Here is a 26,907-nt window from a genome sequence, read left to right on the forward strand (position 1 = left end):
GTGCGCCGACTCATCCGCACGTCGTTGCCGTGACGGTGCGCGGCGCGCAGGGGCACGCTCGACCGGCCGAGCTGACGCTGCCCGACGGTTACGACGACTACCCCCGTTTGGCCGGGACGCCGATCCAGGCTCTGGCGCACGCGTATTCGGCGATTCGGGACGACCTCGTCCTCGGCACCGCTGTCGCTCCGGACTTCGTTCACGCCGTCACGCGCCATCGGCTCTTGGATGCGATCGAGCGGTCCGCTGTCACGGGGAGACGAGTGACCGTCGATCCCGCGAGCGTCCGCGCGGCGGTGCAGCCGTCTGTCGGTGACCGACGCCACCGCCGTTCTCGGCCGGTGGGCGGGAGCACGTGCTAGAAATGATCCGTACCGATCGATACGTAAGTCGGTCGGCCGGAGATCCGAGGGGTTCTTGGTATGGGCATGCTCGAGGGCAGGACGGCCGTGGTGACCGGTGCGAGCAGCGGGATCGGGCTGGCCGCCGCGCAGCGGTTGGCGGCCGAGGGGGCGCACGTGTTCCTGACCGGTCGGCGGAAGGCCGAGCTCGACACGGCTGTGGACGACATCGGGTCGGCGGCCACCGCCGTCGTGGGCGACATCGCGGAAGCCGCCGATCTGGATCGGCTGTACGACGCGGTCCGCGCGCGCGGGCGCGGGCTCGACGTCCTGTTCGCCAACGCGGGTGGGGCGTGGCTCGCGCCGCTGGAGAAGGCGACCGACGAGGACTACGAGCAGAACTTCGGTACCAACGTGCGGGGAACGTGGCTCTCGATCCAGAAGGCCGTGCCGCTGTTCAACGAAGGCGCGTCGGTCATCGTCAACTCCTCCATCCGGGCCGCTGACGGCTGGGAGAACTTCGGCCTGTACTCGGCCTCGAAGGCCGCGGTCCGGTCACTCGCTCGAACCTGGGCGAACGAGTTGAAGGGTCGCGGCATCCGGGTGAACTCGATCTCGCCCGGCGCCATCGACACCCCGGCGCCCGACCGGGTCGTCGGCAAGGAGCAGGCGGACGCCTTCCGGGTGCAGCTCGCCGAGGGGGTTCCGATCGGACGGCTCGGGCGCCCGGAAGAGGTGGCCGCCGGGGTGGCCTTCCTCGCTTCTGCCGACAGCAGCTTCGTCTACGGCGCGAACCTGGACGTCGACGGCGGTGAGCACCAGTTCTGACCCGCAGCTGACCTGCGATGCCGGCGGGGTGGTGGGTCGGCGGTCAGGTCGTCCCGGTGTCCTCGGCGGGCTTCGCGGTCGAACAGGCCCAGGATCTCGCAGGGCCCACCCTCGGCGCCGATGGCGTGCGGCAGCATGGTGGGGAACTCGGCGGCCTGGTTGGTCTCCACACGGATGCGGTCGGAGCCCAGGAGCAGGACCGCGGCGCCGGAGAGGACGACGAACCATTCGCGGCCCGGGTGGGCGCGCAGTCGGGCGGGGCTCTCCGGGGGTGGTTCGGTGATGCGTCGGCGCACGACGGTCATGCCGGGTTCGGCCTTGATCGACCAGCGCCGCACCTCGTGGGAGCCGTAGGTCGTCGGGTTGGACACGACGCTGTCGGTGCCGGTCTCCACCAGCTGGTCCAGTGAGGTGTCCAGCGCCCTGGCCAGGATGACGAGCTGGTCCAGGGCCAGTCTGCGCTGGCCGTTCTCGATCCGGCTCAGGGAGGACTGGCTGATCTTCGCCCGCGTCGCCAGCTCCTCCAACGACCAGCCCTGGGCGACCCGCAGGGCGCGGAGGCGGTTGCGCACGAGGCCGTCCACATCGTCACCTTGTTGCGACATGAGCAAGACTCTATGCCTTCGACGCAATTGCCACGGCATGTGGTATCGGCGTCCTTGCGGTCATCGCCTGCGGGATCCAGCACGACCAGGTGGGCTGGGCTCGACGCGCCGGCGATCAGGGGCGGTTACGTCGACAAGGGCCCTCGCTCGGCGGTCGGACCGCCGGGCTGGTGGCGCAGCAGCCGGCTATGGACCACGGCTGGGCGCCGCGTGGACCCGCAGCTTGCGCCGGCGCCCGGGTGCCGGGGCGGCGGCGCGGTCAGGGTCAGCGGTGTGCTCCACGTACCTCAATGTGCCTTTTGTGACGTTCTCAATACACCCCTATGGTGTGGCTACGTACTAATCGTAACCAATCGAGGAGTGGCATGTCAGTCGAGCGTCTCAACCACGCCGTGCTCTACGTCCGCGATGTCGAACGGAGCATCGCCTTCTACACCGACCTGCTGAACTTCCGCATCGACCACCGCCTCCACGCGGACGGCGGCAAGGTGCCCGAGTCTGCGTTCCTGCGGGCCGAGGGGTCGACCAACGACCACGACCTGGCCTTCATGCAGATCGAGGGCCCGGCTTCCCCGCAGGGGTCGGGCCGGCGTCCCGGGCTCGCGCACCTTGCGTGGGAGGTGGACACCCTGGCCGAGCTCCAGCGGATCCGCGGCAAGATGCTGCAGGCGGGTGAGCTGACCCACGAGATCGACCACGGCACCACCAAGTCGCTCTACGCCAGCGACCCGGACGGCCTGCAGTTCGAAGTGTGCTGGCTGGTGCCGGCCGACAGGGTCGACGAGGTGGGTCGGGAGGCCTTCGCGCCGCTCGACCTGGACGCGGTCATCGCACAGTTCGGCGCCGATCTCCCAGGTGGGACCGGCATCTCCGCTCCGGCTCACCACTGAACCGGCGACGCCGTCCTTCCCCGGCGGGTCGTCACGTCGGCCCGCCGGGGTGCCTCTCCAGGGGCTCCTCGGGTGCATCCGGTCGGCCGACGTCGCAGGTCAGCCCACCCGGTCGAGGGACGTGGCCACGGTGTCGGCCGCCAGCCTGACGATGGCGCGCAGTTCTGCCTCGGGCGCGCCGACGCGACTCATCACCGCCAGGCTCTGGTTGGTCGCGACGACGAACGAGGTGAGATCGTCGAGCTCCTCGTCCGACGCACCGGGCGGTGCGCCGAGCGCTGTGCGGATCCGGCCGCGCTGGCGATCGACCAGCTCGCGGACGCGGGTGGCACTTGCGGCGCTGAGCGTGTCGGACTCGATCGCCGACTGCGCGATGAGGCAACCGTTCGGCACCGTCGGGTCGCTGATCCGCTCGACCGTGACGTCGAGGAAGGCCGTGACCGCAGCGGCCGGGTTGCCGGTGTGCGTGTCGAGCGCGGTGTCGTAGCGGTCGCCGTACCTGGCGCCGTAGCGGTCCAGGGCGTCGCGGAACAACTCGTCCTTGCCCCGGAACGTGGCGTACAACGATCCGCGGCCGAGCCCGGTGGCGGTGCACAGGGCGTCGAGCGAGCTCTCCGCGAATCCCCGCTGCCAGAACAGCGTCATCGCGCGGTCGAGCGCGTCGTCCACGTCGAACTGCTTGCGTCCTGCCACCCGGTGCTCCTGTTCGCCCGTCTCGCGATCGTGGATCGGACGGTACAGGTTGGTCGGCCATCTTGGAATGATCGGTATCACATCATCTTGTACTGATCGATCCAAGATGGTTAGCGTCGGCTCGTGAACACCACGACGAATGTTGCGATCGAACGCCTTGGCCCTCCCCGGGAACCGGGCCTCCCGTCCGGCTTCGCGGACGTCTTCGAGAGCCTGCTGGTCAGCACTCCTCGCCTGCGCCACCATGCGGTCGTCGGCGGCCGTGGACCGGCGCTGCTGTTGATCAACGGGTGGCCCCAGACGTGGTACGCGTGGCGGCACGTCCTGCCCGTGCTGGCGGAGCACGCCACGGTCGTCGCCGTCGAACCGCGGGGGTCGGGACGCTCGGACAAGCCCGGCGACGGCTACGACACGGGATCCCTCGCCGCGGACCTGGCCGCGGTGATGGAGGAGCTCGGGCACGAGGAGTACGCGGTGCTCGGACACGACGTCGGGATGTGGATCGGATTCGCACTGGCCGCCGACCACCCCGAGCGGGTCACCCGGCTGGCCGTCACCGAGGCGGCCATCCCCGGCGTCTCGGCCGACCCTGCGTTCTTCGGGTCCGACGCAGCGAACGATCGGCTGTTCCATTTCGGCTTCAACCGGCTCGGCAGGCTCAACGAGGAGCTGGTCCGGGGCCGGGAGGCGCTGTACTTCGGTTACCAGTTCGCGACGAAGACAGCTCCTGGGCGGCAGTTGGATCCGCACGCGGTGGAGGTCTACGTCGCCGCGCTGACCGAGGATCCGGAGGCATTGCGGGCGTCCTTCGAGCCGTACCGGGCGACCGAGGAGACGGTCCGGCAGAACGCGCGGCGGCGCGGCACCCGGCTGTCGCTGCCGGTGCTGGCGGTGGGCGGGAGCGCCTCGGTCGGTGCGGCGGTCGGTGCGACCATGTCGGCCGTCGCCGATGACGTCACCGCGCGGGTGCTCGAGGGCTGCGGGCACTTCCCGGCGGAGGAGCAGCCGGAGGAGTTCCTCGCCGAGTTGCTCCCGTTCCTGCGGGGCCGGCGGTGAGTGCGATCCGGCTGCCAGGGCGAGCGGCGTTCGCGACGGTCGCGCTGGTGTACGCGGTGGTGATGCTGGGCGGCACCATCCCGATCCCGATGTGGGGGATCTGGGCGGAGGCGCTGCGCTTCGGCCCGTTCGTGATCACGCTGGCCTTCGGCCTGTATGCCGCGGGCACGATGGTGAGCCTGACGCTCCTGTCGTCGTGGTCGGACCACGCAGGCAGGCGGGTTGTCCTGTTCGCCGGGCTGGGCCTGTCGGCGGTGAGTGCGGGGCTGTTGCTGGCCGCGCCGAACGTGCTGGTGGTGCTGGCTGCGCGAGTCCTCGGTGGCCTGGGGGCAGGGCTGACGGCCACGACGGCGTCGGCGGCGCTGGCCGAGTTGGGGCCGGCCAGGCGTGCGGCCACGGTCGCCACCGTCAGCAACGTCGGAGGCCTCGGGACGGGCGTGGCGGTCGCCGCGGTTGCGTTGCAGATCGGCGGCGAGAGCATCGACACCGTCGCCGTGCTCTACGCCTGGTACCTCGGTGCCGTCGTGCTCTGCGCGCTGGCCGTGACGGGCGTGCCGGAAACCGTCGCCGGGAGACGCAGCGGTGGGCTGGCATTCCGGCGCCCGCTGCTGCCCGCCGCGCGCGACCGGCGGCTGGGTTTCGCGTGGGCCGCGATGGGTGTGTTCGTGGCCTTCACGGTGACGGGCCTGTTCTCCTCGCTCGTCCCGTCGTTCCTGCGGGACGAGTTGGGGGTGCGGGAGCCGATCGTGCCCGGCTTGATCGTGGCGTTGCTCTTCGGCGCGGCGCTGGTCGGGCAGACGTTGGCGCCGCCGGCGCTCGTGGACCGGGTGTGGCCGGGGGCGGCCGCGATGGCGGCCGGCACCGCGGTGTACGAGCTGGGGCTGCTGGCCGGCGCGCTGGGGCTGTTCGTGGCGGGCACGGTGATCGCCGGTGTCGGGTTCGGGCTCGCCTTCCGTCGCGGGTTGGACGTCGCGCAGCGCGTGGCGGACCCGCGCCGGCGCGCGGATCAGCTCGCGACGTACTTCCTGAGCGCCTACGCCGGCAACGTGCTGCCCACCCTGGGTCTCGGCGCCCTCAGCCAGGTGCTCGACGCCCGGTCGGCCTCGCTGGCCATCGCTGCCGTGATCGTGCTGGGGGCACTGCTCGCCGGAGCGGGAGCGGTCGGGCCCACCCGGGGCGAACGTTGCCGGCTTCGCCGGATATCCGGGGGTCCACGTCGGGTGCCGGCGGAGCGCCGGGCCTCATCGGTGCCCGGCTGATCGGGAGATCGCGAGGCTCGCTGTGCGGAGGGCGACCCTGGCCGCTACCTGGGATCGGCCATCGTCGGGCGCCAGCAGCGACAGCGCGCCCAACGCCCCGCCGTCGCGGTCCAGGATGGGGGCGGCGACCGATGTCATCCTGGCGGGCTCCGCGTGGACCGGGTCGGTCCCCGGGTGGAGCGGGTTCGGCCCGGTCGTGGTGTGGACGCCTTCCCGCAGGACGGCGGCGATCAGGCGACGGACCCGGCCTGCGTCGGTCGCGCTCGCCAGGGCTTCGTCGCGTATCTCCTGCGGTGCATGGGCCAGGAGGGCGATGCCGACGCCGGTCTCGGTGAGCGGCAGGCGTCCGCCGACCCGGTACTTGACCGCGACGGCGCCCCGCGCGGAGAGGCGCTCGACGAGTACGGCCTCGTGACCGTCGCGGACGGCCAGCAGGATGTGCTGCCGGGTGACCCGGTGCAGGTCCTGCATGTACGGCAGTGCCGCCGCGCGCAGCCCGTGGCCGCGGGGGGCGAGCGAGGCGATCTCGAGCAGCTGCAGGCCGACGACGAACTCGCCGTTCCCGCGGCGTTCGAGCGCACCGACGTCGGTCAGCTGAGCCGCGATCCGCGACGCTGTGCTCCTGGGCAGCCCCGCCCGGGAGGCGAGCACGTGGAGGGGAAGGCTCCCGCCGGACTCGGCGAAGGCTCCCAGGATCCGGAATGCACGCTCCAGGATCGGCTCGCCGCGCGCCGGTCGCCCCGAACGGCTCGGGGGCGCCGTTCCACTCATCGGGATCGCCGCTGCGGTCGGGTCCTCACGCCGGAGACCCTAGTGTGGTGATCGACAGCGACTACGACTTCGCATCCGCGGCTGCGCGACCCGTCCGGGGGCAGAAGTGATGAGTACCGACCCCGCCGGGCGCGACGTGTTCGTCGCGCACGCCTTCCCCGAGCAGCAGGCCGACATCGGCGAGATCACCATGAACTACGCGGAGGTGGGTGACCCCGCGCGGCCCGCGGTCCTCCTGATCCCCGAGCAGACCGGATCGTGGTGGAGCTACGAGGAGTCGATGGCGCTGCTGGCCGAGGACTTCCACGTCTACGCGGTCGATCTGCGGGGGCAGGGCCGCAGCACGTGGACCCCGAAGCGCTACAGCTTGGACAACTTCGGCAACGACCTGGTGCGTTTCCTGTCGCTGGTGGTGCGTCGGCCGGTCGTCGTCGCGGGGAACTCCTCCGGTGGTGTTCTGGCCGCGTGGCTGTCGGCTTACGCGATGCCCGGGCAGATCCGGGGTGTCTTGTGTGAGGATCCGCCGCTGTTCGCCTCCGAACTCGTCCCGGAGTGCGGTCCGTCGATCCGTCAGGCGGTGGGGCCCCTCTTCGCGCTCTTCCGCGACCACTTGGGTGACCAGTGGAGCGTCGGTGACTGGGCCGGTTACCGCAAGGCGGCCGGGGCGGCCGTGGCCGGCGTGGCGTTCCCCACCGACGGCGAGGTTCCGCAGAATCTGAAGGAGTACGACCCCGAGTGGGCGCGAGCCTTCGTCGAGGGGACCGTCGCTGCGAACTGTCCACACGGTCGCCTGCTGCGCCAGGTCAAGACGCCGGTGCTGCTCACCCACCACCGCAGGAGCGTCGATCCGGAGACGGGCAACCTGATGGGTGCCATCTCCGACCAGCAGGCCGCCCGGGCGAGGCAGCTGATGGAGGGCGCCGGGGTGCGGGTCGACTACGAGTCGATCCCCGATGCTGCGCACGTCATGCACCAGGCCGACCCGACCAAGTACACGGAGATCCTCAGGCGGTGGACGACGACCCTCCTGTGAGGAGTGACGGCTCCGCCGACGCATCAGGCCGCTACCCCGCGGGGGCGGCGGCCTGATGTGGCGCGGATGCCGTTCGACGGCAGACCGGTCGGTTGGTCAGATGTCGATGGTGAGCGGCTCGTCGGCGCCGAGCAGCAGCCGCCCGTAGGCCTCTTTGCCGAGTTCCGGCATCACCAGCGCGTGCCGACCCGCGATCTCCGAGTCGCGCCAGATCCTGCTGAGGACATTGCCGTCGGCGAACGACGACGCCCCGTTGGCCGTCATCAGCTTGTCGATCCCGTCCTTGACCAGCTCACCGATGATGCCCGTGTCCATGCGGACGCGCGCCCGGGTCAGCCTGTCCAACTGCACTCCGCCGGCAGCGGCCCCGTCCACGTCGGCACAGGCGCGCCGCATGAGCATCTCGGCCTGGTCGAACCGCGTTGCCGCCTCCGCGACGCCCAGCTGGTGGGTCGGTGAGTTCCGGGCATTCGTGTAGCAGGTGTAGGCGACGTTCTTCTTCGGCAGGTTCGCGAGCGTCCGCTCCAGGGCGTGTCGAGCGAGACCGATCTGCGCGCCGACCAGGACGATGGCCGCGACGGGGATGAACGCCATGTTGGCGTTCTGCTCGTCGCCCTTGTGCGAGGTGCGGAAATCGCCCTCGACCATGTCGGCGAACCGCTGGATCCGGTGCTCGGGAACGAAGTGGTCCTCGACCACGATCGTGTCGCTGCCCGAGCCCTTCATCCCCGCGACGAACCACGTCGGCTCGATCTTCCAGGCGCTCGAGGGAATCAGCGCGAGCGCACGGGGGTCGTCGCCCTCGACGCCGATGCCCAGCGACGCCCAGGTCGCGGCGAACGAACCCGACGAGTACGCCCAGCGACCGCTGACCAGGTAGCCGCCGTCGACCTTCTCCGATTTCAGCGGCGGTGAGAAGATCCCACACGCCTTCGCCTCCGGTGTGGAGAACACCTCGTCCTGCGCCTCGTCGGAGAACGTGGTCGAGAACCACGTGCACACGTTCAACAACGCGACCGCCCATGCCGTGGACCCGTCACCGCGGCCCACCTCGGCGACGCATTCCATCATCGTGCGCAGGTTCGTCTCCGACCCGCCGAGCCGGCGCGGAACCAGCAGCTTGAGCAGCCCCGCCTCCTCCAGCGCCGCCATGACCTCCGGGACCACGCGTCGCTCCTCGGAGGACTTCTCGGCGTGTTCCCGGATCAGCGGCACGAGCGCGGTGACACGGGCTACGACCTCGCGGTCGAGTTCGGTGCCGGCTCCAGTGGCTTGCGGCCGATCAAGAATCTCGGGCATTCCTGTCCTCCATTCGACACGCTGAATCTCAGTGGGAACGCTAACCGCGCTCCGGATGACGACCAGCCGCTTCACGACCGGAATGATCCGATTGGCGAAGCTGGTGGAGAAGTCGTGCTCATGCCCGGTCGGCCGGGGCCGCTGCGGCGCCGTGCCACGCCGTTTCGAGGATCGTCAGGACGGCCTCGCGCGTCACGGGCCGCGGATTGCGGTAGGGACGGGCAACGACAGCATCGGCTGCGGCGGCAAGGTCTTCGCGGTCCAGGCCGAGGGCCCGCAGGGACGGGACGGGGGGCCGAGCGTGACGTTCAGCCCGGCCAGCGCGGCGGCCGGGTCGTCCGTCCCGAGGGCCCGACCCAGTGCGGCAGCAGCGTGTGGTGCTGCCGGCAGGTTGAACGCGGCGACGTGGGGCAGCACCACTGCGTGGGTGGGGGCGTGCGGCAGGCCCAGGGTGAGATCCGGGTCGTAGATCACTGCGCGGGGCAGGACCGACAGGTCACGTCCGGTCAGCTTGTCGCCGTTCGCGGTGAGTCCCCAGACCGGCGTCATCTCCGAGCCGGAGTAGGTGGTCGGGATGCAGAGCAGGGGCAGCCCGGTCTCGAGCGCGATGGCCTTGCCCAGCCCGATCGCCGAGCCGCCACCGACCGCCACACACCCGTCGGCGTCACGGCTGCGCGCTTCGGACGTCCCGGCGGTCGCGACGCCGACCGGCACGTGCATGCGTGCGCCGTCGAACACCCCGACCGACGCCTGCCCGAGCACGTCGGCTACCTCGCGGCCGAGGCCGCGCTGTTCGGGGCTGCACAGCACGAGAACCCTGCTCAGCCCGAGCCCGGCGACCTCGTCGACGATGCGGGCGACGCACCCGGATCCGAAGACGACCCGCATCGGTAGCGACTCGTAGGCGAATGCCGACAGGCCGTCGAGCTCCCCGGTCGGGGCGGTCACGCCGACCGCCGCAGGCGTCACGACCGTTCCTGCAGGACGATGTCGAACTCGGCGTGCACGAACGGCGCCTCCACGCCGTACTCCGCGGCGATGTCGGGATCGGTGGTCTCCACGAACTCCACCATCAGGTTCTTCTTGACCGCGAACACCGCGTCGGAGTCGATGTAGGCGCTCCCCGCGACGAACGCGTGCGTCGTGACCTCCTCGTGCCCCTGTGCCGAGGCGATGAAGTGCACGTGCGCCGGCCGGTACGGGTGCCGATCGGTGGCGGCGAGCAACCTCCCGACCGGTCCGTCGGTCGGGATCGGGTAGTGGGAGGGGACCACGGTGCGGAACCAGAACCGGCCCTCCGGATCCGTCCGGAACAACCCGCGCCCGTTGCCGGCCGGTTGGCGCTCCGGCTGCTGGACGTCGTAGAAGCCGTCCTCGGTGCACTGCCAGACATCGACGCTCGCACCCGCGAGCGGCTCGCCGCTGGTGCTGCGGACGGTCCCGCTGACCACGCAGACCCGAGTGCCACCGATCAGGTCGACCGAGTCCCCGAGCTCTCGCCGCGGGGACTCGGTCATGTGGAAGGGCCCGAGCACCGTGCTCTCGGTGCCACCCTCCTGGCCGTTGATCGTCTCGACGAGCATCGAGACGCCGAGCACGTCCGAGAGCAGGATGAATTCCTGGCGGGTGTCGGAGCACGACCGGCCGACCTCGGTGAGGAACTCGATCGCGGTGTTCCACTCCCCGATGGTCGGTGCGGCTTCGCGGACGAAGTCGTGCAGGTGCTGCGTGAGCATCTGCATGACCTCACGCAGCCGAGGATCGGGTGTCGCGTCGAAGCTCCCGGCAACGGCCGCGGTGGCGGACCCGACGGTGAAGTCCATGTGGCTCTCCCTCACGCGGTGGTGCGGTCGGCGGCGAAGTGCCGTACCTCGGGGGTGCCGTCGAAGAAGTGGGCGACCTGCGCGGCGAACGCCTGGCCGGCCGCGCTCGTGGGGAAGACTTCGAGGTGATCCTCGAGCCGGTCCCACGTCACACGCAGCAGGTACCCGCCAGGCCGTTCGACGTCGCGGAACAGTGCCGTCTCGCGGCACCCCGCCGCTCCGGCGAGCACCGGCTCCGCCGCGGCGAACGCCTCCTCGAAGTCGGTCTCCCTCCCTGCGATGACCGTGATGTAGGCATGCTCGACGACCATGTCGCCCTTCCTCTCGAGTGCCGGCAACGCTAGGGAGCACGGGCGGCGACCACGAGCCGCTTCGCGTACCGGGCATCCGATAAGCGAAGGCTCGGGCACGCAGGACGCCTCGACGGCAACCGGTGTTCAGCTCGGCCGGTCACCCTCGAGCGGGTTCCGGGTCGGGTCCCACTCGACGTGGACGTGCTCCGGCCCGCGGAACGAGGTGTTCGGTGAGTAGGTGAACTCCTGGCCGGCGGTCAGGCGCATGTGCGGCAGCCGCCGGGACAGCTCCTCGAGGAAGATCTGCATCTCGATGCGGGCGAGGGCGGCACCGACGCAGAGGTGGCGCCCGATCCCGAAGGCGAAGTGCCGCTTGGCGTTGGCGCGGGTGATGTCGAACCTCTCCGGTTCGGGGAACACCGACTCGTCGTGGTTGGCCGAGCCCGTCACCGCGAGCACCTTCGAGCCGGCGGGGAGCGTCACTCCGCCGACGACGACATCAGTGATGACCTCGCGGCGCCAGGCGATGACCGAGGAGCTGAACCGCAGGATCTCCTCGACGGCGTTGGCCGCCAGCGAGGGATCCGCGCACAGCGCGTCCCACTGGTCCCGGTTCTCCATCAGCGCCAGAAGTCCGTTGGCCGTGGCGTTCGTGGTCGTCTCGTGTCCGGCGAACAGGAAGTTCATCATTGTCGTCACGAGGTAGTTCTCGTCGAACAGCTCCTCGTTGCCGGGGACGCGCCACGCGCGGATCAGCTCGCTGATGTAGTCGTCCGTGGGCTCCTCCAGCCGGCGGTGGACGTGGGCCTTGGCGTAGGTCCAGTACTGGCCCATGCCGGCTGCGAGCGCGGTCTGCTCGTCCTCGCTCGGGTAGCCCCACGTGAACAGCGCGAGCCGGCCGGAGAACTCCTTGGCCTGCTCGACGTCCTCGTCCGGCACCCCCATCAGCGCGAACGCGACGAGAGCGGGGATCTCCCAGGCGAAGTCGGCGACCAGATCGGCGTGGCCGCGCGTTACGAACCCGTCGATGTAGCGGCTCGCGAACTCCCGGATCCGCGGCCGGACGGTCTCGATCCGCGCGGGGCTGACGAGAGCATCACGGATGTACTTGCGACGGTCGGTGTGCAGGGGCGGGTCCTCGTTCACCAGGCTCGGACCCATCACCATCCGGGCCTTGACCAGTTCGTCGATCGCCGCCGGGCACAGCTCCTTGAGCGGAGTGATCGAGATCGCCGCCGAGAACGCCGCGTCCATGAACACGTGCCGGACGTCCTCGTAGCGGCTGACGATCCAGTAGCCCAACGACGGGCTGTAGAAGACCGGCTCCTCGAGCCGTGCATCGACCCACAGGCTGTACGGATCCTGGAGGTAGGACTCGGCGAACGGATCGAACCTCTCACCGAGGCCACTCACCGGGCAGCGTCCTTCGGTCGCACTCGTGGCGGCCCCATCGCTCAGCGACGACGACATGCGTTCTCCCTCATCTGACGGACGGAGCTGACGGACGGCGACCCGGTCGCGCGACACGTCGCCGTGACCTGGGTCGTGCTCAGGGGGACAGTAGGAAGCCCCGCGCGGGCACGAGAGCCACTTCGCGTCGGAGATGGCCGGATCGCGCACTGCACCATCCGGATCGCGAAGGCGTTTTCCCGTGCCGTGGTCGAGGCCACTCGGCGCCTTTGACACCCGTCGACGAGCGGCCGGAGCATTGCCTGCGGAGACGGGCATCAGACGTACGCGCAAGGGAGCGCCTCAGCCATGGCAGAGGGGACCGGATCGCTGCCGCCCGGTGAGCTGCTGCCCGGCCTCGCCGGTGGAGGTTCGACCTCGACCGACCAGGTGCTCGCTCACCGCGAGATCTGCCGCTCGGGCCCACTCGAGCTCATCCGGGAGAACCTCGGCAGCTTCTTCTACCCCTCCCGGATCGAGACGCTGAGCCACCGCGCTGACCTGAGCGAATCGCTGCTGAGCGCTGTCCGGCTCGAGCACGTCACCCTCGGGTACCTGCGTTTCGGCTCGGAGGCGATGGTGGATCCCGGCGCCTTGGGCGCCTACCACGTGAACGTGCCGCTCTCCGGTCACGTCGTGTCCGAGTGCGGCAAGCGACAGACCACGGCGAGGGTCGGTCACGGTGCGGTCTTCACCCCGCGCGAGCACACGGTGCTGCCGCGGTGGAGCGCGGACTCGTCCCAGGTGTGCATCAAGATCGAGAAAGCTGCGGTCGAGGCCGAGCTCGAGGCGCTGATCGGGCAGCCCCTCGCCGCCGACATCCGGTTCGACCTCGCACTCGACCTGACCACGGCGGCGGCCGCGAGCTGGCTGGGGGTGGTCCGGCTGCTGATCGAGGAGGTGGACCGGCCGGGAGGGCTACTGGAACGCTCGGAGAACCATCGCGAGTACCTGGAGAAGCTGCTGATCAGCGGACTGCTCCACGTCCAGAACCACGACCACCTCGACGCACTGCTCAGCCCTGGGCCGCCGGCCAGACCCCGTACCGTCAAGCGGGTGCTCGACCTCATCGAGGCTCATCCCGAGGTCAACCACACGCTCTCCGACCTCGCTCGCCACGCCGGGGTCGGCGCACGGCGCTTGCAGATCGCCTTCCAGGACGTCCTGCACTGCACGCCGATCGGATACCTGCGCAAGGTCAAGCTCGACCGCGCCCGACAGGACCTGCTGACCGGCGAGGACACGGTGATGACCGTGGCCCACCGCTGGGGTTTCCACCACTCCGGCCGCTTCTCGACCGTCTACCGGCAGACGTACGGCGAGTCCCCGTCGGAGACGGCGCGCCACCGCCGCGAGCACGCCACGACGTGACCGCGCCGGCGGGCGAGCCGTCGACGACCGGGGCGTCGTTGACACCCCGGTGGACGACGCCTAGCTTCGATGCACTCCGCTGTGGAGCGGCGTGCGTGGTGCGCGGTGGCCCTGGTGCCACCTCGACGTTCGCCGGAGGAGCGTGACGGATGGATCGGTCGTCGATGATCGAGCCTGATGGGATCGGCGGGGGCCGGACCCCTGTGCTCGGCACCTACGAGCTCTGCCGCGCCACCCGGTTCGACGCGTTCCGGGAGAGCCTCAACAGCGTCTTCTACCCGGCCAAGGTGGAAACGACCGGGCACGGCGGGGTCCTCTCCCGGTCGCTGCTCACCGCCACTGATCTCACCCACCTCACACTCGGGTTCGTGCGCTTCGGCACCGAGACCCGTCTCGATCCGGGCGCCCTGGGTGCCTACCACGTCAACGTCGCGATCACCGGTTTCGTCGAGTCGCACTGCGGCACGCAGAGCATCGTCGCCCGCCCCGGGACGGCGGCTGTCTTCACCCCGCAGGAGCACACCTACCTCCCCCGGTGGGGCGCCGATGCCGGCCAGCTCTGCATCAAGATCAACCGGCGGTCCCTGGAGAGCGAGCTGGAGGCGATGGTGGGCCGGCCGGTCTCGTCGTGGGTCCGCTTTCCGATCGGGTTCGACCTGACCACCCCCGCCGGCCGGAGCTGGTCGTCGACGGTCGAACTCCTGCTGACCGAGCTGGACAGCGAGAACAGCCTCGCTCGCAGGTCGGTCGGGTACCGCGAGCAGCTCGAGCGCCTGGTGATCAGCTCGCTGCTGCGGGCGCAGCCTCACGACTTCTACGACGCGATCTACGCGGAACACGCGCCGGCCCGTTCGAGGACGGTGAAGCGGGTCGTCGACGCGCTGGAGGCAGCACCCGAGAAACCGTGGCCGCTGTCGGACATGGCCGAACTCGCCGGCGTGAGCGGGCGACGACTTCAGCAGGGGTTCCGCGAGCAGATGGGCATGACCCCGACGGTCTACCTCCGGCTGGTCCGGCTCGATCGCGCCCACCGCGATCTCACCACCGGCGCGGGGTCGGTCACCGACATCGCGCTGCGATGGGGGTTCAACCACCTCGGTCGCTTCGCTGACGCCTACCGGGAACGTTTCGGATGCACCCCGTCGGAGTCGTTGCGGGCAGGGCGGGCCTGAGCCATCCGGATCCGCGCGCCGGCGCGGATCCCGCGACGAGGTTCGCGCAGCGGCTGGATCGCCACGCATTCCGGCTGGCCGCAGCGGGACGAGCGCCTAGCGTCGGGTGGACGCACCCCGACGAGGAGACCGAGATGAGCGCACCACCCACGCTGAGGCCGCCCCACGGTGACGCCGCCCTGCTGCGGCAGGTGTTCGGATGCTTCCCCAGCGGAGTGACCGCGGTGTGCGCGATGGTCGACGGTCAGCCGGTCGGCATGGCCGCGAGTTCCTTCACCTCCGTGTCGATCGATCCACCGCTCGTGTCGGTGTGCGTGCAGAACAACTCCCAGACGTGGCCGAAGCTGCGTTCGGTGTCCCGGATCGGGCTCAGCGTGCTCGCCGCCGATCAAGAAGCCGCATGCCGTGCGCTCTCGAACAAGCACGGTGACCGCTTCGAGGGAGTCGGCTGGTCGCTGCTCGACGAGGGCGCGATCATCATCGACGGCGCTGCCGCGATCCTCGACTGCACACTCCACACCGAGATGCCGGCCGGCGACCACGCGATCGGTCTCCTCGAGATCCACCACGTGCACGCCGACCTCGGCACCACCCCGCTGGTGTTCCACGGCAGCCGCTTCCGGCGGCTCGCCGAGATCTGACTCCCACGTCCCACACGCGGTGGCGTGCCTGCTCCGGCGGAACCCGCGTCTGAGAACTGTCATGGCAGCGGTGGATCTAGCGCGCGGACTACGGTCGGGCCGCACCCGGCGCCCAGGTTTCTGGGACGGAACCGCAACGGCCGGGTCACGGAGACCAACTGGATCAAGGCGCCGTTGTGGTTCGCGCCGATCGGTGCCCTCGTCACCGGTGCAGCCTGGCGTCCGGCCGCCAACCGCGCGCACATCACGACCACGCTGGAGCGGATCCGTGCGGTGTTCGAACAGCCCGACGACTGACAGGTCGCGCGGACCGGTCTTCGGAGCGCGTGTCCTGCTATCGCCCCAGGACGCGGATGATCGCGGCGTCGCCCCGGATCACCGCGACGCCCACGGAGACCCTGGGCAGGGTCAGTGTCCCGCCAGGCTCGCATTCCGCAGTGACCGATGCCGGCGTACTCGCGGTGGCATCTGCCGTCCGCTGGGTACAGCTCGCAGTTGCCACCTCGCCCCCGCCTGCGAGCTCGGCCCGGATGGCGACCCGTTCCGGGGCGATCGACTCGACCCGGAGGCCGCGAACATCAAAACGGGGATCGAGCGGGACCTCCGCCGGCAGGCTGATCTGGATCTCGCAGGAACCGTCGGCGCAGGCCGACACGTTGTTCCCGTCCTCGGCGGGGGGTAGCGGCGCGGGCGGCGGGGTGAACACCGGACCCGGAACCGGCATTGGCTCCGGCGCCGGGGGCGGGGGCGGGACCGGCTCCGCGCAGGCGGTAGTGGCCACCAGCAACAAGCCGCACGCCAGCAGCGTCGACACAGAGCTTCGCCGCATCTGCTCCCGCATCCCCCGACCGAGCCGAGCCCGCACCGTACGCCATGATCGATGGGATTGGGGGGTGCGGCCAGGGCCGAAAGCCGAGATCATCGCCCGATGACATGGCCGGGACAGACGACCCTGCTGCCCGATGTGCTGGCGCGCGAACCGGTGCCGATCGCCACCCTGGCGCAGTGGGGCGCTGAACTGGCGCGCATCCTCGCGGCCGCGCACGCCGGCGGAGCCGTTCACGGCGACGTCCGTGCCGAATCGGTCGCCATCGCTGCCGGGGGCGTTGCACACCTCGACGGGTTCGGCGAACGGCCGGCGACCGGCCCGAAGCACCCGGCGCCCGAGTTCGACCAGGGTGCAGAGCCGTCACCCGCATCGGACATCTACGCACTGGGCACCGTGCTGCGCCAGGCCGGCGGGCACAGCGACCCCACACTGCTCCAGCTGTGCGCGTGGATGCGCCACGACGACCCCGGCCGGCGGCCCGGTGCCGCTGAGGTCGCCGACCGCCTGGTCCAGTTCGCTCAGGAGCCCCGCCCAGCGACGTGGGCGCCCGGCATCGTTGCGCCCGGTCCCGGGGGCCCCGTTCGCCGGCGCCGCGGAAGCCGCACGATCATCGCGGTAGCGGTGGTCGCCGTGACGCTGCTTGCCGCCGCGGGTGGGTGGTGGCTGCTGAGCCCGTCCCCGCCCGTTCCCCCCGTGGCCGCGTTGGACCCGATCGGCGATCCGCGCACCGCTGATCCGTGCGCACTGCTGGACACGTCCGCGCTGGAACGTTTCGGACCGACCGAGCTCTACCCGGACCTGGGCTCGGTCGCCGGCTGCACAGTCGCCATCCGGCCTGCGGCGGGCGAGATCGTGTCCGTGCACGCGGCGCTCGAGGGCATCCGCAGCCGAGGAGACCGCGACCTCGCGCCGCTGCCGCAGCAGCGGGCCGGGGAGATCACGATCTACCATCCGTCGCTCGGTCCGGGCAGCTGCGCGCGGACGGTGCTGCTGCCCAACCGGTCGCGTGTCACGTTCAGCGCCGCGAGCAACCGCGACGGGGGCGGGTTGGATCCGTGCACGGTGGCAGACACCGCTGTGCTGCAGGTACTGCCCCGGATCACCTCGGGGAGCTTGCCCCGGCGCACCCTGGCGGGGCCGCCGAACTCGCTGGCGTGGGTCGATCACTGCACCCTGTTGGACGACGTCACCTTGCGGTCGATCCCCGGACTGCGCGTCGACGCCCGGGACAGTCTCAACGGCGGCACGGTGTGCGAGTGGGGCGACGACGACCCCGGCATCGCCGACCCACCATTGGTCTCGGTATACGCCTCACGGACGGGCTCGGTCTCCGGCACAACCATCTCGATCAACTCGCGGGAGGGGGCCATCCGGCCCACGATCGCGAAGGGCCCCAGGGTCTACTGCCGCGTGTCGTTGATCCAGCGGTCCTTCCCGGGGGCTTCCGGCGAGCCCCTGTACGAGCTGCTCAACGTGCAGGTCCACCTCTCCGTCGCCACCGCGGCTGACGCGCAGTGCGCGGCAGCAACCGAAATCGCTGAGATCGCCACCGCGAAGCTTCCACCGCCGGGATGAGCCGGGCTCCCGGCCGAGGCCGGCGAGTGGGAGCGACGACACCTGCTCTTCCGCGACTGGCTCCGGAACGATGAGCATGATCGAGATGCGTACGCAACGCTCAAGCAGGACCTCGCCATGCGCGAGTGGCCGGCGGTACAGGTGAACGAGGCACCCGGCACCACCGCGTCTCACCTGGGCGGATGCCGACAGCCAGCGCGACTGTCACGTTCCTGCTCGGATCGCTGGTCTTCGTCGTCGTTCCAGGGCCGAGCGTCTTCTTCATTCTCGGCCGGGCCATCTCGCTCGGCCGACGGGTTGCGCTAGTAACCGCAGCTGGCAACCTTGCGGGAGTCTTTGTGTTCGTCGCCGCGGTCTCCTTCGGCGTCGGCGCACTGATCGAGCGTGTCGCCGTCGCGCTGACCGTCTTGCAGTACCTGGGCGCGGCCTACCTCGTATGGCTGGGCATTCAGGCCTTCCGTCATCGCCACCAGCTCGTCGAGGCGCTCAGCGATCCCGGGAAGCGTCCCAGCACCCGGCGCGGGTTCTGGGAAGGGGTGTTGGTCGGGCTCACTAACCCTAAAGCGATTGTCTTCTTCGCCGCGATACTGCCTCAATTCGTCGATCCGGCCGCTGGCAGCCCCGCAACCCAGATGCTCGTCCTGGGCCTGCTGTTCTGCCTCCTCGCGTCGACTATGGACGTGGTGTGGGCCGGCGCGGCGGGTACCGCCCGCGACTGGTTTGCCACATCCCCGACACGCCTTCGACGACTGGGCGGCGCGGGGGGACTCATCATGATCGGTATGGGCGTCGAGGTGGCAGCAACAGGGCGCCAGAGCTGACAACGTCATCGCTCGCTTGATCAGCCGCAGGCTCGATGATGGCCGAGCTGATGTAGGAGATCGAGAGGGATCGAGGCCATCACTGTTCTGGCTGAGTCTCATGGCCTACAACGGCAGATCAGCGTGGCAGGCGGCCGCCACGAGCTCGGCGAAGGCGCGGGTGGCGATCATGCGGAAGGTACGTCGATCCGATCGGGGACGCGTTTCCCGCGTTTGCGAGGGCGTCTTCGATCCTTGTGCGTGCGTGCAGCTCGCTGCGGTGGACCGCGGACAGGACCGCGCTGCGCTGACCCGCTCGTGCGGAACCGGCCTACCGGTTCGCGGCTTCGCGGACGGCGATCCGGCTCGTGCGACCGACCGCGCGGGCTACGGTGTTGCGCACCGCGAGGCCCGGCCGGGTGCGGGGCACCATGAGCCTGGAGAGCAGGCCGACGCGGCGCTGCCGCGGGCCCACTTCACGGCGCAGCCGCGCCTCGTAGGCGGCGAAGGCGCGGGCGTGGCCACCGGGATGGGCGGCGAGCTCTTCTGCGAGGGCGTACGCACCCGCCATCGCCATGCTGGACCCGTCGCCCAGCAGGGCGGTTGCCGCTGCCGCGTCCCCGAGCAGCACGACCCGTCCGCGGGACCACGAGGGCATCCGGACGGTGGTCAGGGGGTCGAAGAACGGGGCCGGGTGGTCGAGGTAGGCCGCCACGAGTTCCGGCGCCCGCCACCCGACGCCGGCGTAGGCGTCGGCCACGGTCTGCTTGTGAAGAGCGATGTCCTTGCGGTCGTGGGGCGCCAGCTGGGTGACCCGGAAGGTGAAGACCGCGAGCGGAGTGGTCCGCGAGGGGTGGACGACCAGCATCCGGTTCGGCGCGGTCAGCATCGTCATCTCGGTCGGGTCCTCGACGGCGTCGGGTGCCAACGGAACGGTCGCGCCGTAGAGGCCCAGGTCGCGGACGAACTGCCGCTCGGGTCCGAACATCAGGCGCCGGACGGTGGAGTGCATACCGTCGGCACCGACCACGAGGTCGAACCGCCGTGGCGGAGACCGTCGAAAGGTGACCTCGACCCCGCCTCCGTCCTGGTCGAGCGCGGTGACCGTGTCATCGAACACGAACTCGGCCTCGGTCTGCGCCGACCGGTGCAGCACCTCGGACAGGTCGGCCCGGGTTACCTCGACCGTCGGCGCGTCGTCGGAGGTGAGCGGGAGTTGCAGGATTCGCCCGCCGTCGGCGTCGAGCAGGGTCAGTGACCGGTTGCGGGTGGCTCGCTCCCGCAGCTGCTGGAGGATGCCCATGCGCTCGGCGACCGGGATCGCGGGCCCCTTCACGACGATCGCGCTACCGCCGGAGCGCAGCTGCCGGGATTGTTCGACGACCGTCGGCCGGCATCCGTTCCGGGAGAGCCAGTACGCGAGCGCGGGCCCTGCGATTCCGGCACCGACGATCAGTACCTCGGGCTTCTTCATGACGATGACCTCTCGGAGAGTCGATGACCACGTCGCCGACGGGTGCCGGGTCGGGTCTCGGGGAGCGGCGGCACGGGCGACCACGACCGGCCAGGTACGATTATTTTCGTACCTGAGTAGAACATCTCGTTGAGGTACGATGCAAGTCATACCTGAAGGGGGTGCCGCGTGGCCGGAACGAACCAGGTCGGCCCGGAGGCTGGTGCGCTCGATCTGGGTGTGGTGTTCCGCGCCCTCGCCGACGAGCACCGCCGTTCGGTGATGAAGGAGCTGGCCGCCGACCTCAGCGACAGCGAGCGGGGCTGCAACTCGTTCGATCTCCCGATCTCGAAGCAGACCCAGACCCACCACTTCCGGGTCCTGCGCGAGGCCGGTCTGATCGACGAGATCGACTACGGCAACCGCAAGGGCATCCGGCTGCGACGCGCGGGCGTCGAGAAGAGGTTTCCCGGGCTGCTCGCACTCCTGGAGGCAGAGTCTCGGGGCGGTACCGCTCCTCATCGAGCGGGGTGAGCGGCGGGAGGTCCGAGCGGTCTTCGGAGCGGCCTCATCCGCGGCGACGGCGGCCTCCACGTCCTTGAACCGCCGTTCGGCAACGACGAAGGGCACCTGATAGGTGCGGGCCGAGCGATGGGAGGTGTCAACGCCGATCGCGCTCGGGCGGTCGGGCCACCGCTGGACCCAGATCGTCACCGCGGGTGCCCTGCTGTGGTGTGCGGGCTCGGCGGCGACGATGGCGGAGCAGATCGATCGCATCATCGAGATCAGCCGCCTCGACGGGGTCCGAATCGGCGTGATCCCGGCCCGCCGACCGATGACGGTCTTCCCGCTCCACGGATTCGACCTCTACGACGAGCGTGCGGTCATCGTCGGCACGCTCGCGACAACCGCCGTCGTCACCGAGCCGACCGACGTACGCCTGCACGTCACCATGTTCACGGCGCTGAGCGAGGCGGCCGAGTTCGGAGACGGGGCACGCGCAGCGCTGGCTGAGGTGCGCGACGAGTACGTCGCCGACAGCAAGTAGCCGCACCTGCCTGCGCGGGTACCGCACCACCCGGGGTGACTCCCGTGCTGGCCACGTGAGCCTTCAGCTCGCTGTGCTGCGCAGCGAGGCCCGCGGTCTCAACGCAGCCTGGCAGGAAGGGGCGGCAGGCTCTCCTGTGGCGCCGCGCCGTCCACGGATCGTGCCCGGCGCATCGACCTGGCGGGTGTGGGCTGGACCGGAAGTCGCCGCAGATGGGGGAGGGGGACGCGGTGGTCGAGCGGCAGGCGTGGAGGTGGTGGGGGTCACGCTCGCGCGTCAGGGATCCTGCTTCGTACTGCGTTATCCTTAGTTCCTAAGTTCTTCTTAGGAGGATTCGTGGCCAAGTTGATGACCGTCATCACGAGCACTCGTCCCGGGCGTGTCGGGCCGAAGGTTGCTGAGTGGATCGATGTCGCCGCGCGTGAGCACGGCGGGTTCGAGGAGGTCGAGCTGGTGGACCTGGCGGAGGTGAACCTGCCGATGATGGACGAGCCGTATCACCCGCGGCTGCGCAGGTACGTCCACCAGCACACCAAGGACTGGAGCGCCACGGTCGGCTCGGCCGACGCCTTCGTCTTCGTCACGCCCGAGTACAACTACGGCTTCACCGCGCCGTTGAAGAACGCCATCGACTACCTGCACGGCGAGTGGGCCTACAAGCCGGTCGGCATGGTGAGCTACGGCGGTGTCGCCGCCGGTACCCGGGCGGTCCAGATGATCAAGCAGGTCGTCACGACGCTCAAGATGACGCCGCTGTCCGAGGCCGTATCCATCCCGTTCGTGCACAGCATGATCGACGAGGACGATCAGCTCCATCCCAATGACGTCATGGCGGCAGCGGCGAAGGCGATGTTCGATGAGTTGTGCCGGGTGAGCGACGCGCTGCAGCCTCTTCGTCAGACGAGTTAGGGGCGTGTCGCCATGTCTGATGTCCACGAAGTCTGCGGTCGGTTCCACGCGGCCATCGAGCTGATCGGCACCCGTTGGACGGGGGCGATCCTGCAGGCGCTGTTGACCGGGCACCACCGCTATGGGGAGATCAAGGCTGTCATCCCGGGCGTGAGCGACACGATGCTGAGTGCGCGGCTGCGCACCCTGGAGTCCGAGGGACTCGTCGAGCGTCATGTCATCCCTACGTCGGCTGTGCAGGTTCAGTACCAGCTCACGGAGAAGGGGATGGACCTGGCGCCGGTTGTCGCGGCGGTGGTCACCTGGGCCCACAAGTGGATCCCGGTGCCGGTGCAGTCGCGCTGACGGCACGGCAACCAGCCACGGAACGAGCCGGTATCCATTGCGTGGTGCTCGAACAGGCATCCGGTGGGAACGGTGCCCGACCGAGGAAGTCGCAGCGCGAGGAGAATCGAACTCGGACGAGGAGGCGGTCGTCGTCATCTCCCGCACCACCCAGGAGGCGATCGTGGTGAACCTGCCCGGCTCGTGGCTACCCGGGAGACCGACGCGGCTCGGCATCGGCCGGCCCGAGGACCGGCTGTGGTGTCAGTAGCTACGGTGCGCGAGTTGCTGCATCAGCAGTTCCCGCGCTGGGCCGACCTACCGATCACCAATGGGCCTTCCGCCGGTGTCGGCAACGCGTTGTTCCGCCTGGGCGATGACTTGGTGGTGCGCCTTCCGCTTCATCCCGGGTCCGCGGCGGCAGTCGACGTTGAACTGACCTGGCTGCCGTGGCTGGCCCCGCAGCTACCGTTGGCCGTGCCGGTTCCGGTCGCCGCGGGCGCTCCGGCTGGAGTGTTTCCACGGCCGTGGGCTGTATTCCGGTGGATTCGTGGGGTGGGTGTGGACGCCTACCAGGACCTTGATCTCATGGATGTCGCGGTGCGCCTCGGTCGGTTCGTGGCTGCGCTCCGGGATATCGACACTGCGGGAGCGCCGGCTTCGTTGCGTCCGCACCCCCTGCGGGGCGACGACGGCGGAGTGCGCACAGACATTCGTGCGCTCGGCGCCGCCGGGGTGATCGACGAGGCACTGGCGACCGCCGTGTGGGACGGTGCGCAAGCAGCGCTCGCGGCTGCGTCGTACCACGTCCCCGTGTGGATCCATGGGGACGTGTTCCCGATGAATCTCCTGGTGGATCGGGGCGCATTGTCTGCGGTGATCGATTTCGACTTGATGGGTGCGGGCGACTCGGCTGTCGACATGGTGCCCGCGTGGACGTTGCTGACGGCGAAGACGCGCCCGTTGTTCCGAGAAGCATCCGGCGTCGACGACGACACCTGGGCCCGTGGCCGAGGATGGGCATTGAAGGCCGGACTCGGCGCGATCCGCAGATTCGGGGTGCACAGCCACCACCCTCGAGCGGTGACCGGGCGATACGCGCTGTCCCACACCATCGCCGACCATCGGCAGGCCACTTGACGTCGGAGAACGGTCGTGTCAGCTCCAGCCGCCGTCGGCTTCGACGGTTGTGCCGGTGATGAATGATGCTTCCGGGGAGAGCAGGAACGCGACCACAGCGGCGATTTCCTCTGGACGACCCAGCCGACCGAGTGCGCTCATCGAGCGGATGAGCGCGTCGAACGGCATGTGGGCGAGTGCAGCTGGGGTGTAGTCGGCGCTGTAGCGGGTTGCCATGCGGGTGGCGGTGGCGCCGGGGGCGATGGCGTTGATGGCGATGTCCCGCTCGGCCAGTTCGGGAGCCAGATTGCGCACCATGGCCGAGATGGCGGCCTTGCTCGCCGCGTACAGGGCGTGGTGGGAGATCGCCAGGCGGGCACTGACCGAGGAGCTGAGCACGATCCGGCCGCCGTCGGTCATCGCGGCCACCGCCGCCTGGGTGACGAACAGCTGGCCGGCCACGTTGGTCTGGAAGAGGAGATCGAAGTCGGCCTGGGTGATGGTCTCCAGCGCTCCGAAGTGCTCGACCCCCGCGTTGCTGACCAACAGGTCCAAGCCGCCGAACGCCGAGACCACCGCGCCGACCAACTCGTGGGTCTGCTCCGCGTCCCTGACGTCGCCGGGGAAGGCCGACGCGGCCCACCCCCGGTCGGTCAGTTCGCCGACGAGCGCATCGGCGGCAGCGCGATCGGATCGGTAGTTCACCGCGACGGTGACTCCCTGGGAGGCCAGGCGCCGCACGATCGCGGCGCCGATCCCGCTGCTGCCTCCGGTGACCAGGGCTCGCTTGCCCGCCAGGGTCGGTGTCGATGTCATGGTGCTCCCTCTGTTCTCGCTGTCCGTGTCGTCGCGCTGGATGTGCGCCAGCTGGTCAGACATATTGACTAATCTAGCCATCGAAGGGCTCCAGCGGCAACCGGTCCGGCATCACTGACGACGGCAGGTGGCAGGCGCAGCGCCGCGCAGACGGCCCGGCGGTCCTGTCGGCGGTGATCCGGTGCGGCGGCGGTGGCGACGTAGGGTGTGTTCCTCATGGGGCGGGTGGGCGATGGAGTCGAGAACGGGATGAACGAGGCGCAGCGGGTGGACCTGGGGGTGGCGTTGTTCATCCCGTACCGGTACATGGAGGACCGGGTTTTCCGGGTCCTCCAAGAGGCCGGGTTCGATGACTGGACCCTGGCCCAGTGCCGGGTGTTCCAACGCATCGCCCCGGACGGCATGCGCCTCACGGACCTCGCTGACCAGGCACAATTGACCAAGCAGAGCGCCGGCGTGCTGGTCGATCAACTGGAGCGCTTGGGCTACGTCCGCCGGGTCCCCGACCCGACCGACGGGCGCGCCCGGTTGATCGTGATCGAGCAGCGTGGCCGCCGGGCCGCCGAGTTGGCCATCGCGACCTCGGCGGAGATCCTCTCGGAGTGGAAGGCCTACCTGGGCACCCGCAACTTCACGTTGTTGCACCAGATCCTCGATCAACTCCGCGAGATCACCGACCCCTACGCGCGGTAGACCCCGGCCGCGCCGGGTCGTCCGCCGAGCCTCCGTGGTCCGCGGGTGACCGCAGGCTCCCGCTCGGCCTTGACATCGTCAGAGTCATTGACTAATTTAGTCAGAGACTCTGACGACTGTGTCGGCCTCCGAGGTCCTCGCCGCACGCACCGGGGGTCTTCGCCCGCATCGCACTCCTTGATCGAGAGGCAACACCGTGTCCACTGTCATCACCGGCGCATCAGGCCAGCTGGGCCGGCTCGTCGTGCAAGAACTCCTCGCCACCGGAACGCCGGTGGCTCAGGTCGTGGCCACCGGCCGAGACATCGACAAGCTCGCCGACCTCGCACGCGAAGGGGTCACGGTGCGGCGCGCGGACTTCGCCGACCCGGTCACCCTCGACGACGCTTTCGCGGGCGCCGACGCGCTGCTGCTGGTCTCGACGACGACGGTGGGGGAGCGGTTCGACAACCACCGCAACGCCATCGACGCGGCGGCCCGCGCGGGTGTGTCCCGGATCGTGTACACCAGCATCGTCAACGCCTCGACCGCGCGGATGACGCTCGCCGACGAACATCGCCGCACCGAGGACTACCTGCGTGACAGCGGTGCGGCGTTCGTCATCCTGCGCAACGGGTGGTACCTGGAGAACTACACCGACCAGCTCCCGATGATCATCCGGTACGGCGCGTTGCTGGGCAGTGCGCACGACGGTCTCGTCAGCGCGGCGGGCCGACGCGACTACGCGGCAGCCGCCGCCGCGGTGCTGACGCAGGACGGGCACCTGGGAGCGACCTACGAGCTCGGGGGAACGCCGTTCACCCTCACCGAACTCGCCGCCACGATCAGCGACGTGCTCGGCACCCCCATCGCCTACCAGGACATGTCGGTCGCCGACTACGCCGGCGCCCTGACCGCTGCGGGGCTGCCCCCGGAGATGGCCGCCTCCGTCGCCGACGCCGACGCCGGCCTGGCTCGCGGAGAGTTGTTCACCGGCGGCGACGACCTGGTGAAGCTCATCGGCCGGCCGGCGACCACGGCGCACGAGGCCTTCCGGCACGCCGTGACCATCGGGGAGTCACGGTGAGCACCGCCGGCCCGGGCGTCGACACCCACGAGATGGTCCTTATCCACCGCGTCATCCGGCGCGAGTTCGGTCAGCTCCCCCGCCTGCTCCGCTCCGCGGCCGACGACCGGGCGCGGTCCAAGGCCGTCGGCGCGCACGCCCGGGAGATGTTGGACTTCCTCCACACGCACCACACCGGCGAGGACGAACTGCTCTTTCCCCTGCTGCGCGAGCGAGCCGCGCTCGACCCGCAGCTGATGGACCGGATGGATGTACAGCACACGCAGATCAACGACGCCGTCGCTGCCGTCGGGGCGCAGTTGCCGGCGTGGACGGCGAGCGCGGACGCTGCCGCCGGTGAGCAGATGGCGGCCCTCATCGACGCCACGATGCCGACCCTGGTCGATCACCTCGCCGAGGAGGAGCAGGAACTGCTCCCGATCGTCTCGGTCACACTGACGCAGAGCGAGTGGGACGCGCTCGGCAAGCACGGCATGAGCGCGATTCCCGTCACGCGGCGGCTGGTCATCCTCGGCCACATCACCGAGGAAGCCGATGACGCGGAACGGCAGAGGTTCATGCAGGTCGTGCCGGCCCCAGCTCGTCTGGTCTACAAGCTGATCGGCCACCGCCAGTTCACCCGCGAAACCGCCGCGATCCGCGGTTGACCCGTGCGCCGGGTGAACCCGAACCGCGGGTAGCGCTCGGGGTGGCACCCGGCCGATCGCCGGCAACCTGTGTTCTGGACTTGATCCAGTCCGTTCTGCGTGCT

The 26,907-nt window shown here is 70.0% G+C and carries 30 protein-coding genes and 2 pseudogenes; 21 read left to right on the forward strand and 11 right to left on the reverse strand.

All coding sequences use genetic code 11. From position 1 onward, the window contains the following. Together CFP66_RS49655 and CFP66_RS42090 are read left to right on the forward strand one after the other, a co-directional pair. Positions 1-362: pseudogene (locus tag CFP66_RS49655) on the forward strand (hypothetical protein); the annotation flags it as partial. 60 nt (positions 363-422) lie between these two features. Further along, positions 423-1,169 (forward strand): SDR family NAD(P)-dependent oxidoreductase, encoded by a 747-nt coding sequence (locus CFP66_RS42090; RefSeq protein ID WP_094930976.1) that lies wholly within the window; start codon positions 423-425, stop codon positions 1,167-1,169. On the opposite strand, the gene CFP66_RS42095 is transcribed toward CFP66_RS42090, so the two are convergent. Further along, positions 1,124-1,774, reverse strand: coding sequence for a helix-turn-helix transcriptional regulator (locus tag CFP66_RS42095; protein ID WP_094930977.1), 651 nt, complete (start codon positions 1,772-1,774; stop codon positions 1,124-1,126). The two genes, CFP66_RS42090 and CFP66_RS42095, sit on opposite strands and share 46 nt — an antisense overlap. Before the next feature lie 365 nt (positions 1,775-2,139). Here CFP66_RS42095 and CFP66_RS42100 point away from each other — a divergent pair, with 365 nt between their 5' ends. Further along, positions 2,140-2,664, forward strand: a complete 525-nt coding sequence (locus tag CFP66_RS42100; protein ID WP_094930978.1) for a VOC family protein — start codon at positions 2,140-2,142, stop codon at positions 2,662-2,664. 99 nt (positions 2,665-2,763) lie between these two features. Here the strand turns inward: CFP66_RS42100 and CFP66_RS42105 are convergent, their stop codons facing one another. After that, a complete protein-coding gene (locus tag CFP66_RS42105) occupies positions 2,764-3,438 on the reverse strand; it encodes a TetR/AcrR family transcriptional regulator (protein ID WP_233160167.1) in 675 nt (224 codons plus the stop codon). A gap of 42 nt (positions 3,439-3,480) precedes the next feature. On the opposite strand from CFP66_RS42105, the gene CFP66_RS42110 reads away from it, so the two are divergent. Then, positions 3,481-4,413, forward strand: a complete 933-nt coding sequence (locus CFP66_RS42110; protein WP_198962043.1) for an alpha/beta fold hydrolase — start codon at positions 3,481-3,483, stop codon at positions 4,411-4,413. After that, positions 4,410-5,672: an MFS transporter gene (locus tag CFP66_RS42115; RefSeq protein ID WP_094930980.1), complete on the forward strand. Its 1,263-nt coding sequence runs from the start codon at positions 4,410-4,412 to the stop codon at positions 5,670-5,672. The genes CFP66_RS42110 and CFP66_RS42115 overlap by 4 nt, the downstream gene beginning before the upstream one ends. Here the strand turns inward: CFP66_RS42115 and CFP66_RS42120 are convergent. After that, positions 5,655-6,443 (reverse strand): IclR family transcriptional regulator, encoded by a 789-nt coding sequence (locus CFP66_RS42120; protein WP_094930981.1) that lies wholly within the window; start codon positions 6,441-6,443, stop codon positions 5,655-5,657. The two genes, CFP66_RS42115 and CFP66_RS42120, sit on opposite strands and share 18 nt — an antisense overlap. A gap of 109 nt (positions 6,444-6,552) precedes the next feature. Between CFP66_RS42120 and CFP66_RS42125 the strand changes: the two genes are divergently transcribed. Beyond that, the gene (locus tag CFP66_RS42125; protein WP_094930982.1) at positions 6,553-7,476 is read left to right on the forward strand and encodes an alpha/beta fold hydrolase; all 924 of its coding nucleotides are present in this window, start codon (positions 6,553-6,555) and stop codon (positions 7,474-7,476) included. A gap of 96 nt (positions 7,477-7,572) precedes the next feature. On the opposite strand, the gene CFP66_RS42130 is transcribed toward CFP66_RS42125, so the two are convergent. From CFP66_RS42130 to CFP66_RS42150, 5 genes are all read right to left on the reverse strand, one after another. Continuing rightward, complete coding sequence (locus tag CFP66_RS42130; protein WP_198962044.1) at positions 7,573-8,850, reverse strand: acyl-CoA dehydrogenase family protein; 1,278 nt, start codon at positions 8,848-8,850, stop codon at positions 7,573-7,575. Between the two features lie 117 nt (positions 8,851-8,967). Then, on the reverse strand, positions 8,968-9,744 hold the full coding sequence (locus tag CFP66_RS42135; protein ID WP_233160168.1) for an iron-containing alcohol dehydrogenase: 777 nt from the start codon (positions 9,742-9,744) through the stop codon (positions 8,968-8,970). Further along, entirely contained in the window at positions 9,741-10,598 is an 858-nt protein-coding gene (locus tag CFP66_RS42140) for a dioxygenase (RefSeq protein WP_094930984.1), read from the reverse strand. Before CFP66_RS42140 ends, CFP66_RS42135 begins: the two co-directional genes overlap by 4 nt. Positions 10,599-10,609: 11 nt before the next feature. Then, on the reverse strand, positions 10,610-10,909 hold the full coding sequence (locus tag CFP66_RS42145) for an antibiotic biosynthesis monooxygenase (protein ID WP_094930985.1): 300 nt from the start codon (positions 10,907-10,909) through the stop codon (positions 10,610-10,612). Positions 10,910-11,035: 126 nt separating this feature from the next. Then, positions 11,036-12,304, reverse strand: coding sequence for a cytochrome P450 (locus CFP66_RS42150; protein ID WP_233160169.1), 1,269 nt, complete (start codon positions 12,302-12,304; stop codon positions 11,036-11,038). Between the two features lie 345 nt (positions 12,305-12,649). Here CFP66_RS42150 and CFP66_RS42155 point away from each other — a divergent pair, with 345 nt between their 5' ends. The 4 genes from CFP66_RS42155 (at position 12,650) to CFP66_RS49660 (ending at position 15,821) form a co-directional block, all read left to right on the forward strand. Further along, positions 12,650-13,711 carry an AraC family transcriptional regulator gene (locus CFP66_RS42155; protein WP_094930987.1) on the forward strand — a complete coding sequence of 354 codons (1,062 nt, stop codon included), beginning with the start codon at positions 12,650-12,652 and terminating at the stop codon, positions 13,709-13,711. 164 nt (positions 13,712-13,875) lie between these two features. Continuing rightward, on the forward strand, positions 13,876-14,883 hold the full coding sequence (locus tag CFP66_RS42160; RefSeq protein ID WP_158228432.1) for an AraC family transcriptional regulator: 1,008 nt from the start codon (positions 13,876-13,878) through the stop codon (positions 14,881-14,883). Positions 14,884-15,017: 134 nt separating this feature from the next. Then, positions 15,018-15,524 carry a flavin reductase family protein gene (locus CFP66_RS42165; RefSeq protein ID WP_094930989.1) on the forward strand — a complete coding sequence of 169 codons (507 nt, stop codon included), beginning with the start codon at positions 15,018-15,020 and terminating at the stop codon, positions 15,522-15,524. Positions 15,525-15,548: 24 nt separating this feature from the next. Next, on the forward strand, positions 15,549-15,821 hold the full coding sequence (locus CFP66_RS49660; protein ID WP_143517582.1) for a hypothetical protein: 273 nt from the start codon (positions 15,549-15,551) through the stop codon (positions 15,819-15,821). Positions 15,822-15,858: 37 nt separating this feature from the next. Here CFP66_RS49660 and CFP66_RS48825 read toward each other — a convergent pair whose 3' ends face one another. Next, positions 15,859-16,338, reverse strand: a complete 480-nt coding sequence (locus CFP66_RS48825) for a hypothetical protein (RefSeq protein ID WP_198962045.1) — start codon at positions 16,336-16,338, stop codon at positions 15,859-15,861. 114 nt (positions 16,339-16,452) lie between these two features. On the opposite strand from CFP66_RS48825, the gene CFP66_RS42175 reads away from it, so the two are divergent. The 3 genes and pseudogenes from CFP66_RS42175 to CFP66_RS42185 all read left to right on the forward strand — a co-directional run bounded on the left by CFP66_RS42175 (position 16,453) and on the right by CFP66_RS42185 (position 18,749). Next, on the forward strand, positions 16,453-17,928 hold the full coding sequence (locus CFP66_RS42175) for a hypothetical protein (RefSeq protein WP_143517583.1): 1,476 nt from the start codon (positions 16,453-16,455) through the stop codon (positions 17,926-17,928). A 36-nt stretch (positions 17,929-17,964) separates the two neighbouring features. Beyond that, positions 17,965-18,234 (forward strand): annotated as a pseudogene (locus tag CFP66_RS50550) (GrpB family protein); the annotation flags it as partial. Next, positions 18,153-18,749, forward strand: a complete 597-nt coding sequence (locus CFP66_RS42185; protein ID WP_233160182.1) for a LysE family translocator — start codon at positions 18,153-18,155, stop codon at positions 18,747-18,749. The pseudogene CFP66_RS50550 and the gene CFP66_RS42185, both read left to right, overlap by 82 nt. A 310-nt stretch (positions 18,750-19,059) precedes the next feature. Here CFP66_RS42185 and CFP66_RS42190 read toward each other — a convergent pair whose 3' ends face one another. After that, entirely contained in the window at positions 19,060-20,202 is a 1,143-nt protein-coding gene (locus tag CFP66_RS42190) for an FAD-dependent monooxygenase (protein WP_094930992.1), read from the reverse strand. A 168-nt stretch (positions 20,203-20,370) separates the two neighbouring features. Here CFP66_RS42190 and CFP66_RS42195 point away from each other — a divergent pair, with 168 nt between their 5' ends. From CFP66_RS42195 to CFP66_RS42215, 5 genes are all read left to right on the forward strand, one after another. Beyond that, positions 20,371-20,715 (forward strand): helix-turn-helix transcriptional regulator, encoded by a 345-nt coding sequence (locus CFP66_RS42195; protein WP_094930993.1) that lies wholly within the window; start codon positions 20,371-20,373, stop codon positions 20,713-20,715. A 124-nt stretch (positions 20,716-20,839) separates the two neighbouring features. Further along, positions 20,840-21,229, forward strand: coding sequence for a Scr1 family TA system antitoxin-like transcriptional regulator (locus CFP66_RS42200; RefSeq protein WP_143517584.1), 390 nt, complete (start codon positions 20,840-20,842; stop codon positions 21,227-21,229). A gap of 336 nt (positions 21,230-21,565) precedes the next feature. Further along, entirely contained in the window at positions 21,566-22,138 is a 573-nt protein-coding gene (locus tag CFP66_RS42205) for an NADPH-dependent FMN reductase (protein ID WP_094930995.1), read from the forward strand. Between the two features lie 12 nt (positions 22,139-22,150). After that, positions 22,151-22,483, forward strand: a complete 333-nt coding sequence (locus CFP66_RS42210) for a helix-turn-helix domain-containing protein (protein ID WP_094930996.1) — start codon at positions 22,151-22,153, stop codon at positions 22,481-22,483. Positions 22,484-22,738: 255 nt separating this feature from the next. Beyond that, positions 22,739-23,602: an aminoglycoside phosphotransferase family protein gene (locus CFP66_RS42215; protein WP_158228433.1), complete on the forward strand. Its 864-nt coding sequence runs from the start codon at positions 22,739-22,741 to the stop codon at positions 23,600-23,602. Between the two features lie 18 nt (positions 23,603-23,620). On the opposite strand, the gene CFP66_RS42220 is transcribed toward CFP66_RS42215, so the two are convergent. Next, positions 23,621-24,478, reverse strand: a complete 858-nt coding sequence (locus CFP66_RS42220) for an SDR family NAD(P)-dependent oxidoreductase (protein WP_198962046.1) — start codon at positions 24,476-24,478, stop codon at positions 23,621-23,623. Positions 24,479-24,646: 168 nt separating this feature from the next. On the opposite strand from CFP66_RS42220, the gene CFP66_RS42225 reads away from it, so the two are divergent. From CFP66_RS42225 to CFP66_RS42235, 3 genes are all read left to right on the forward strand, one after another. Further along, the gene (locus CFP66_RS42225; RefSeq protein ID WP_094931047.1) at positions 24,647-25,090 is read left to right on the forward strand and encodes a MarR family winged helix-turn-helix transcriptional regulator; all 444 of its coding nucleotides are present in this window, start codon (positions 24,647-24,649) and stop codon (positions 25,088-25,090) included. Positions 25,091-25,286: 196 nt separating this feature from the next. After that, on the forward strand, positions 25,287-26,156 hold the full coding sequence (locus tag CFP66_RS42230; protein WP_094930998.1) for an SDR family oxidoreductase: 870 nt from the start codon (positions 25,287-25,289) through the stop codon (positions 26,154-26,156). Continuing rightward, a complete protein-coding gene (locus CFP66_RS42235; protein WP_198962047.1) occupies positions 26,153-26,803 on the forward strand; it encodes a hemerythrin domain-containing protein in 651 nt (216 codons plus the stop codon). Before CFP66_RS42230 ends, CFP66_RS42235 begins: the two co-directional genes overlap by 4 nt. The last annotated feature ends 104 nt before the right edge of the window (positions 26,804-26,907 follow it).

The sequence above is a fragment of the Pseudonocardia sp. MH-G8 genome (assembly GCF_002262885.1).
GTDB lineage: Bacteria > Actinomycetota > Actinomycetes > Mycobacteriales > Pseudonocardiaceae > Pseudonocardia.